The sequence below is a fragment of the Nocardia nova NBRC 15556 genome (assembly GCF_001613005.1).
In the GTDB taxonomy this organism is placed as follows: domain Bacteria; phylum Actinomycetota; class Actinomycetes; order Mycobacteriales; family Mycobacteriaceae; genus Nocardia; species Nocardia nova.
The window spans coordinates 23,287-31,079 of record NZ_BDBN01000101.1 but is presented as its reverse complement, the minus strand read 5'-3'; the positions used below and the strand labels follow the sequence as shown (position 1 = coordinate 31,079).

The window sequence follows — 7,793 nt, the reverse complement described above, 5'->3', positions numbered from 1 at the left end:
TATACGCCCCTTTTTGTTCGGCGCCGCCGCTGCACCGGATTTTCGTCCGGATCCGCGACTCGTCGCCCCCGGCCACTCGCGATGCGCGCGCGGGCCGGGCAAGTGGGGAAGCGTTCGTGTCGCGTGATTGAATTTATGGTGGTTGCAGACGGGTGCCGGCGGACGGCGCGGTCTGCATGTCATCACCGGCTGCTCGTGCCGGATCAGAGAAAGGTAACGCTGTGTCGGAGCATGACGACGGTAGGAGACCCTTCCGCCGTGGCAGTACCGGTCCGGACTCGGCCGGCTCCGGCACACCTGCCCATGACCGCGGAGAAGGGGAACGTCGCTCCGGAGGTTTCCGGCGCGGCGACGACACCAGCCGCTCGGGCGGATACGGCGACCGTGACGACGATCGGCGCGGCGGTAGCGGGCGCGGCGACGACCGCCGTGGATCCGAGCGCGGCACCGGCGGTTACGGCCGCGGTGGAGACGACCGCCGCTCCGGTGGCTTCCGGCGCGACAACGATGATCGTCGTTCCGGCGGGTATGGGCGCGGCGACGACGACCGTCGCTCCGGTGGTCACGGGCGTGGTGGAGACGATCGCCGCTCGGGCGGCCATGAACGTGGCGGAGACGACCGCCGCTCCGGTGGCTTCCGGCGCGACAACGACGATCGCCGTTCCGGTGGTTACAACCGCGGTGGAGACGACCGCCGTTCCAGTGGTTACAACCGCGGTGGAGACGACCGGCGCTCGGGTGGTTACAACCGTGGTGGCGACGATCGCCGCTCGGGTGGATACGGCCGCGGCGAGGACGATCGCCGCTCGGGTGGTTACAACCGTGGTGGGGACGACCGCCGTTCCGGTGGTTACAGCCGTGGTGGCGATGACCGTCGTCCCGGTGGTTACAGCCGTGGCGGGGACGACCGTCGTTCCGGCGGTTACAACCGTGGTGGCGACGACCGGCGTTCCGGTGGTTTCGAGCGCGGCGGCGACGATCGCCGCTCCGGGGGATACGGTCGCGGTGGTGACGATCGCCGCTCGGGTGGGTTCCGGCGTGACGAGGGCGATCGGCGGTCCGGCGGCTACGGGCGCGGCTCGGATGATCGCCGAGGCGGATTCCGGCGTGACGAGGGTGGCCGGCGACCGGGAGGTCCGAGCGGCCGTGAGGATCGTCCGGGTGGTTACGGCCGGGGCGAGGGTGATCGGCGCGGCGGGTTCCGGCGCGGTGGCGCGGATGCCGAGCGTCGATTCGGATCGGCGAACGAGGCCGACACCACCGCGCACACCGGAGAATCGGCGGAGGCCGGCGCGAACTTCGAGGACCGGGAGCCGCGGCGACGGGGTGGTGAAGGGGCGCGCGTCGGCGGTGAGAGCCGGGCGGGGCGGCCCGATGAGCCCGCGTTGCCGGACGATGTGCAGGCGAGCGATCTGGACGGCGCGGTGCGCCGCGATCTGCTGAGCCTCGACAAGAACAACGCCGAGGCGGTCGCCCGGCACCTGGTGATGGCCGCCCGGCTTCTCGACGAGGACCCGGAGCAGGCACTCGAACATGCGCGCGCGGCACGGCGCCGCGCCGGACGCATCGCGGTGGTCCGCGAAACCGCCGGTGTCACCGCCTATCACGCGGGTGAATGGGCCGAGGCCCTCTCCGAGTTGCGTACCGCGCGCCGGATGTCCGGCGGCTCGGGTCTGCTGGCGGTCATGGCCGATTGCGAACGCGGGCTGGGACGGCCCGAACGCGCGATCGAACTCGGCCGCAGCGACGAGGCGCGGGCACTGTCGGGCGACGAGGCGACCGAGCTGCGGATCGTCGTCGCCGGTGCGCGAATGGATTTGGGCCAATACGATCAGGCCGTGGTCACCCTGCAGACGCCGGAACTGGATCCCTCGCGCTCCGGTTCCGCCTCGGCACGGTTGTTCTACGCCTATGCGGAGGCGCTGCTCGCCGCCGGCCGGTCCGACGAGGCACTGCAGTGGTTCCTCAATGCGGCCGCGGCCGATGTCGACGGTGATACCGACGCCGAGGAGCGTGCCGACGAACTCGCGGACGCACAGGTCGACGACGACGTGGAGTAACTAGTGGCAGCATCGCTTCGGGAGAGCTTCGAGGCCCTCCTGCTGGATCTGGACGGCACGCTGTATCGAGGTGCGCAGGTGATCACCGGCGCACCCGCCGCTCTCGACGCAGGCGGTGGCGCGCAGAAGCTGATGTTCGTCACCAACAACGCCAGCCGGTCGGCCGGTGTGGTGGCCGCGCATCTGCGCGAATTGGGTTTCGGCGCAAGTGAATCCGAGGTCGTTACCAGCGCGCAGGCGGCGGCGCATGTGCTCGCCTCCCGGCTGGCCGCCGGATCCACCGTGCTGATCGTCGGCACCGACGACCTCGCGGCGGAAATCGAACAGGTCGGCCTGCAACCGATTCGGCGTTTCAACGGCGTGGCTCCCGCCGCGGTCGTGCAGGGGCATTCCCCGCAGACCGGATGGCCGGACCTCGCCGAGGCGGCCTACGCCGTGCGGGCCGGGGCCCTGTGGGTGGCCGCGAATGCGGATGCCACCCTGCCGAACGAGCGCGGCCTGGCGCCGGGCAACGGCGCGATGGTCGCCGCATTGCGAGCCGCGACCGACCAGGAGCCGGTGGTAGCCGGTAAACCCTATGCGCCGCTGCTCGAGGATGCGCTGGTCCGCGCGGCGACCCGCGACGTGCTCGTGGTGGGAGACCGTCTCGACACCGATATCGACGGCGCCCGGTGCGTCGGCCTGCCGTCGTTGATGGTCCTCACCGGCGTCAGCACCCTCGACGATCTGCGAGCCCGCCCCGCCGACCACCGGCCCACCTACATCTCCCGAACTCTCGACGCGCTGAATCACCCGGTGATCCGGCACGATTCTCCCGAGGGTGACACGGTCGACCACTTGATCAGACTGTTGGACGAAAACCCCGGTCGCGCAATCGAATTGCTTCGGTAACTGTCCGGCTCACCGCGTTCACCACGGCCGAGTCGACGACTGCCCGATCCGCGCCGGGATCGTCGGTCAATCGCGGCGATCCTCGGCAGCTGTGAACGCTGCAGCGGTCTCGGGGAGGATGTTCAGGCGCCGGAGTAGTGGAGTGGCGGCAGCTCCGGCGCGGCGCCGGGTGATCGCCGCCGATTCGTGTGCGGCAGTGGGGATTTTGAGCCACCAGCATTCCAGCGGCCGGTAGTCGGCGGCGGGGGCGAGGCGTTCGGCGAGGTCCGGCCGCTGCGCCCACAGGTAGCGGCGGGCGCGGGCGGCGTGCATGGGGTCGGAGGCGATCATGATGCGATCGGCTCGTTCCATGGCGGGAATGGTGAATTCGATGTTCTGCCACGTGGTTTCGGCCGATGTCTCCGTCCGGATTCGCTCGGGCGGAACACCGAGGTGAGCGCGGGTGTATTCGGCCATCACCGTCGCTTCGACCCAGGGGCCGTGCACGGCGCCGCCGGTGAAGATCAGGAATCCGTCGCGGTCGCGCGGCAGCGAGCGGGCGCCGATGCGGCATCGCCAGCGCTGCAGCGCGCGCGTCCGGCCGTCGGCGGCGGCCGGGTAGCCCAGCACCACCACTGCGTCCACACCGCCGGTTCGTGGTTCCCGCCGCGGTCCGAGCAATCGCCGAGATGCGCGCCAGTGGGCGTATTCGGCGGCGGCGACCACCGCGGCCGCCGTCGATGCCGCCGCGAGTGCGACGAACCGGACAGATCCCTGTCGTCGCTTACCTCCCACGCCGCCATTGTGCCAATACTCGCCGCGCCCCACCGGTCCTGGGGCTGCAGCCGTCGACGCAGGGCGGCCGGCGCCCGGCCGCTGGACGCCACCGTGACCTCCGTTTCACCCGTGCCGCCGCTTGCCTGTCCGTCGTGGAACTCCGGTAGCGTTGTCGGCACCATGACTACGCCCATTCCGCGTCCGCATCCGTCCGGTTCCTCCGGTCCTCGCCCGGGAGTTCCGCTGCCCGGGCAGCATCTCGCGGGAGGGACGGCGGAGTTCGCCGATCCGGAGCAGGTGCGGGCCGAGGTAGCGGCGCTGCTGGCGGAATTGTCCGGAGCGCGGCGCGTGAGCAGCGACGAAGCCGACGGGGTGGACCGCGCGGGAACCGATATCACTCGGCGGGCGCGCATTCTCGAACAGGCCCACGAGGTGCTGGTCGGCGCCCTGGCGACGGTGGACAAGATCTGAGGTGGCCAGGCGCGCGCGAGTGGACGCCGAACTGGTTCGCCGCGGATTGGCGCGATCGCGAGAGCACGCGGTCGAACTGATCGGCGCGGGCCGCGTCCTGATCAACGGTGCGGTCGCGTCGAAACCGGCGACCGCGGTCGAGCCGAATACCCCGCTGCTGGTGCGTGAGGAACCCGACGAGGTCCAGTGGGCCTCGCGTGGTGCGCACAAGGTGCTGGGCGCGCTGGAGGCGTTCGAACCGCTCGGGGTGAGCGTGGCCGGGAAGCGCTGCCTGGACGCCGGTGCGTCGACCGGCGGGTTCACCGATGTGCTGCTCGCCCGCGGCGCCCGCGAGGTGGTCGCCGTCGATGTCGGCTACGGCCAGCTGGTGTGGCGGCTGCGCAACGACGAGCGGGTCCGCGTGTTCGACCGCACCAATGTGCGCGCGCTGACGCCCGAGGCGATCGACGGTCCGGTCGAGCTGGTGGTCGCGGATCTGTCGTTCATCTCGCTGGCGCTGGTGCTGCCCGCGCTGGCCGCCTGCTGCACACCGGGCGCGGATCTGCTGCCCATGGTGAAACCGCAGTTCGAGGTCGGTAAACAGCGAGTAGGCTCCGGCGGTGTGGTGCGTGACCCGGCTCTGCGCGCCGAGGCGGTGACCGAGGTGGCCGCCGCGGCCGCCGAGTTGGGCCTGCGTACCCGCGGTGTGGTCGCCAGCCCGTTGCCCGGCCCGTCGGGCAACGTCGAGTATTTCCTGTGGCTGCGCAAGGACACACCGGACACGGATTCGGCCGAGACCGAATCGGAGCCCGATATCAGCGAATTGGTGCAGCGTGCGGTCGAGGAGGGGCCACAGTGAAGCGGGAGATCCTGCTCGTCGCCCATCCGGGCCGTTCCGAACTGCTCGAGACCGCGCATCGGGTCGCGAAGATCTTCGCCGACGCCGGAATCGGGTTGCGCGTCCTCGAGGACGAGGCCTACAGCACCAAGCTGGATTTCGACGACACCGGCGAACCCGACGGCTATCCGGTGCGGGTGGTGCCGCACGGTCCCGAAGCCGCGGTCGGCTGCGAGATGGTGCTCGCGCTCGGTGGCGACGGCACCTTCCTGCGCGGGGCGGAGATGGCACACCCGGCCCGGGTTCCGGTACTGGGAATCAACCTCGGACGCATCGGTTTTCTCACCGAGGCCGAGGCCGAACATCTGGACGACGCGCTGGCCCAGGTGGTGCGCGGCGATTACCGCATCGAGCAGCGGATGACCGTAGATGTCAGTGTCCGCGTCGATGATGTTGTCGTGGAACGCGGATGGGCCCTCAACGAGGCCAGTATCGAGAATGCCGCCCGGATGGGCGTGCTGGAGGTCGTCCTCGAAGTCGACGGCCGCCCGGTGTCGCAGTTCGGTTGTGACGGCGTGCTGATCGCGACACCCACCGGCTCCACCGCCTATGCCTTCTCCGCGGGTGGTCCCGTGGTGTGGCCCGAACTCGAGGCGCTGCTGGTGATTCCCAGTAATGCGCACGCACTGTTCGCACGGCCGCTGGTGACCAGCCCGGAGTCGCGGATCGCGGTGGAAACCGTTGCGACAGGCCATGATGCGATCGTCTTCCTGGACGGCCGGCGTACGCTGGCATTACCGCGGGGTGGGCGATTCGAAGCGGTGCGCGGCGCCGAACCGGTGCGGTGGGTGCGGTTGGATTCCGCCCCCTTCGCCGACCGGATGGTGCGCAAGTTCCGCTTACCCGTGACAGGCTGGCGGGGCCGGCGGCCGGAACGGCCGTGCGCGCCGGAGCCGGCCCGCACCCCCACCGAGCAACCCGGCTCAGGCGATAGCGAACACCGCCGAACGGAGAGCACACGTGCTGACAGAGATCAGGATTGACGGCCTCGGCGTCATATCCACCGCCACCGCGCAGTTCCACGAGGGACTGACCTGTGTGACCGGTGAGACCGGTGCCGGCAAGACGATGGTGGTCACCGGACTGCATCTGCTCGGTGGCGCCCGCGCGGACGCCGGACGGGTGCGTCAGGGCGCGCAGCGGGCCGTGGTCGAGGGCCGGTTCACCGTCGAGGACGTGCACGACAGCGCCCGCGACGAGGTCGAGAAGGTGCTGGAATCCTCCGGCGCGCAACGCGACGACGACGACAGTGTCATCGCGGTGCGTACCGTCGGCAGCGACGGGCGTTCCCGCGCCCATCTCGGTGGCCGCAGTGTGCCGGCCGCGGTGCTGTCGGATTTCACGGCGCCGCTGCTGACCGTGCACGGGCAGAACGATCAGCTGCGACTGCAGCGTCCCGATCAGCAACTGCAGGCCCTGGACCGGTTCGCCGGCGATGCGGTGGCCGGGCTGCTGCGCAAATATCAGCTGGCCCGCCGCACCTGGCTGCAGGCTCGCGCCGAGCTGCTGGAACGCACCGCGCGCAGCCGTGAACTCGCCCTCGAGGCCGATCGGCTGCAGCATTCGCTGAACGAAATCGATTCGGTCGCACCGGAACCCGGTGAGGACGAGCGCATCGTCGCCGAGGTGCTGCGGCTCGGCGATCTGGATTCGCTGCGAGAGGCGGCCGGCGCCGCCCATGCGGCCCTCGCGGGTTCCGGCGACGGTGAGGGCGCCGGTGCGCTGGACGCGCTCGGTGGTGCGCGGGCCCGGCTGGAATCCAGTGACGATCCGGCGCTGACCGCGTTGGCGCCGCGGCTGGGGGAGGCCATCGCGGTGGTGGTCGATGTGACCACCGAGTTGAGTTCGTATCTGTCGGATCTGCCGTCGGATCCCGCGGCGCTGGACAGCCTGCTCACCCGCCAGGCGGAACTGAAATCGCTGACCCGCAAATACGCACCCGATGTCGACGCGGTGATCGCCTGGGCCGACGAGGCGCGCACCCGCCTGGCCTCCCTCGACGTGTCGGAGGAGGCGCTGGCGGCGCTGGCCGCCGATGTGGAGACCGCGGCCGGGCAGGTGCGGGAGACGGCGAAGAAGTTGACCGCCGCCCGGCGCAAGGCCGCCCGCAAACTCGCGACCGCGGTGAGCGCCGAATTGAGCGGACTGGCGATGGGCCGCGCCAAACTCGAGGTGGAGGTGCGGCCGCTGGCGGCGGCCGCGCAGGACAGTGCGCCCATCACCGTCGAGGGGGCGGAGCTGCATGCCGGCGCGTCCGGTGTGGACGAGGTGGAATTCCGGCTGTCCGCCCACTCCGGCGCGCAGTCGCTGCCGTTGAGCCGCAGTGCGTCCGGTGGTGAGCTCTCGCGCGTGATGCTGGCGCTGGAAGTGGTGCTCGCGGCCTCCGAATACGGCTCGACCATGGTGTTCGACGAGGTCGACGCCGGTGTCGGCGGCCGCGCCGCGGTGGAGATCGGGCGACGGCTGGCGCGGCTGGCCCGCACCCATCAGGTCATCGTGGTGACTCATCTGCCGCAGGTGGCCGCCTTCGCCGACACCCACCTCGTGGTGGACAAGGTCGACGACGGCAAGGGCGTCAACAGCGGGGTGCGGGCGCTGACCACCGACGAGCGGGTCGTCGAGCTAGCTCGCATGCTGGCCGGTCTCGACGACACCGAGACCGGCCGCGCCCACGCCGAGGAGTTGCTGGCCACCGCGCGGGCGGAGAAGGCCGACACCACCTCGGCGGCGGGCTGACG

At 70.7% G+C, this 7,793-nt stretch carries 6 protein-coding genes and 1 pseudogene; 6 read left to right on the top strand and 1 reads right to left on the bottom strand.

Features of this window, described 5'->3' with window-relative positions:
* Nucleotides 1-1,040: 1,040 nt before the first annotated feature.
* Both NN2_RS30690 and NN2_RS30685 read left to right on the top strand, forming a co-directional pair.
* A pseudogene (locus tag NN2_RS30690) lies at nt 1,041-2,060 on the top strand (hypothetical protein); the annotation flags it as partial.
* 3 nt (nt 2,061-2,063) lie between these two features.
* Nucleotides 2,064-2,951: an HAD-IIA family hydrolase gene (locus NN2_RS30685; protein ID WP_063018193.1), complete on the top strand. Its 888-nt coding sequence runs from the start codon at nt 2,064-2,066 to the stop codon at nt 2,949-2,951.
* Nucleotides 2,952-3,017: 66 nt separating this feature from the next.
* Here NN2_RS30685 and NN2_RS30680 read toward each other — a convergent pair whose 3' ends face one another.
* Complete coding sequence (locus tag NN2_RS30680) at nt 3,018-3,725, bottom strand: YdcF family protein (RefSeq protein ID WP_082857397.1); 708 nt, start codon at nt 3,723-3,725, stop codon at nt 3,018-3,020.
* A 162-nt stretch (nt 3,726-3,887) separates the two neighbouring features.
* Here NN2_RS30680 and NN2_RS30675 point away from each other — a divergent pair, with 162 nt between their 5' ends.
* The 4 genes from NN2_RS30675 to recN are packed head-to-tail and all read left to right on the top strand — an operon-like array spanning nt 3,888 to nt 7,791.
* A complete protein-coding gene (locus NN2_RS30675; RefSeq protein WP_063018191.1) occupies nt 3,888-4,178 on the top strand; it encodes a hypothetical protein in 291 nt (96 codons plus the stop codon).
* Nucleotide 4,179: 1 nt separating this feature from the next.
* Complete coding sequence (locus tag NN2_RS30670) at nt 4,180-5,016, top strand: TlyA family RNA methyltransferase (RefSeq protein WP_030518950.1); 837 nt, start codon at nt 4,180-4,182, stop codon at nt 5,014-5,016.
* The gene (locus NN2_RS30665; RefSeq protein WP_082857395.1) at nt 5,013-6,038 is read left to right on the top strand and encodes an NAD kinase; all 1,026 of its coding nucleotides are present in this window, start codon (nt 5,013-5,015) and stop codon (nt 6,036-6,038) included. Before NN2_RS30670 ends, NN2_RS30665 begins: the two co-directional genes overlap by 4 nt.
* Complete coding sequence (gene recN / locus NN2_RS30660; RefSeq protein ID WP_063018189.1) at nt 6,016-7,791, top strand: DNA repair protein RecN; 1,776 nt, start codon at nt 6,016-6,018, stop codon at nt 7,789-7,791. Before NN2_RS30665 ends, recN begins: the two co-directional genes overlap by 23 nt.
* Nucleotides 7,792-7,793 lie beyond the last annotated feature (2 nt).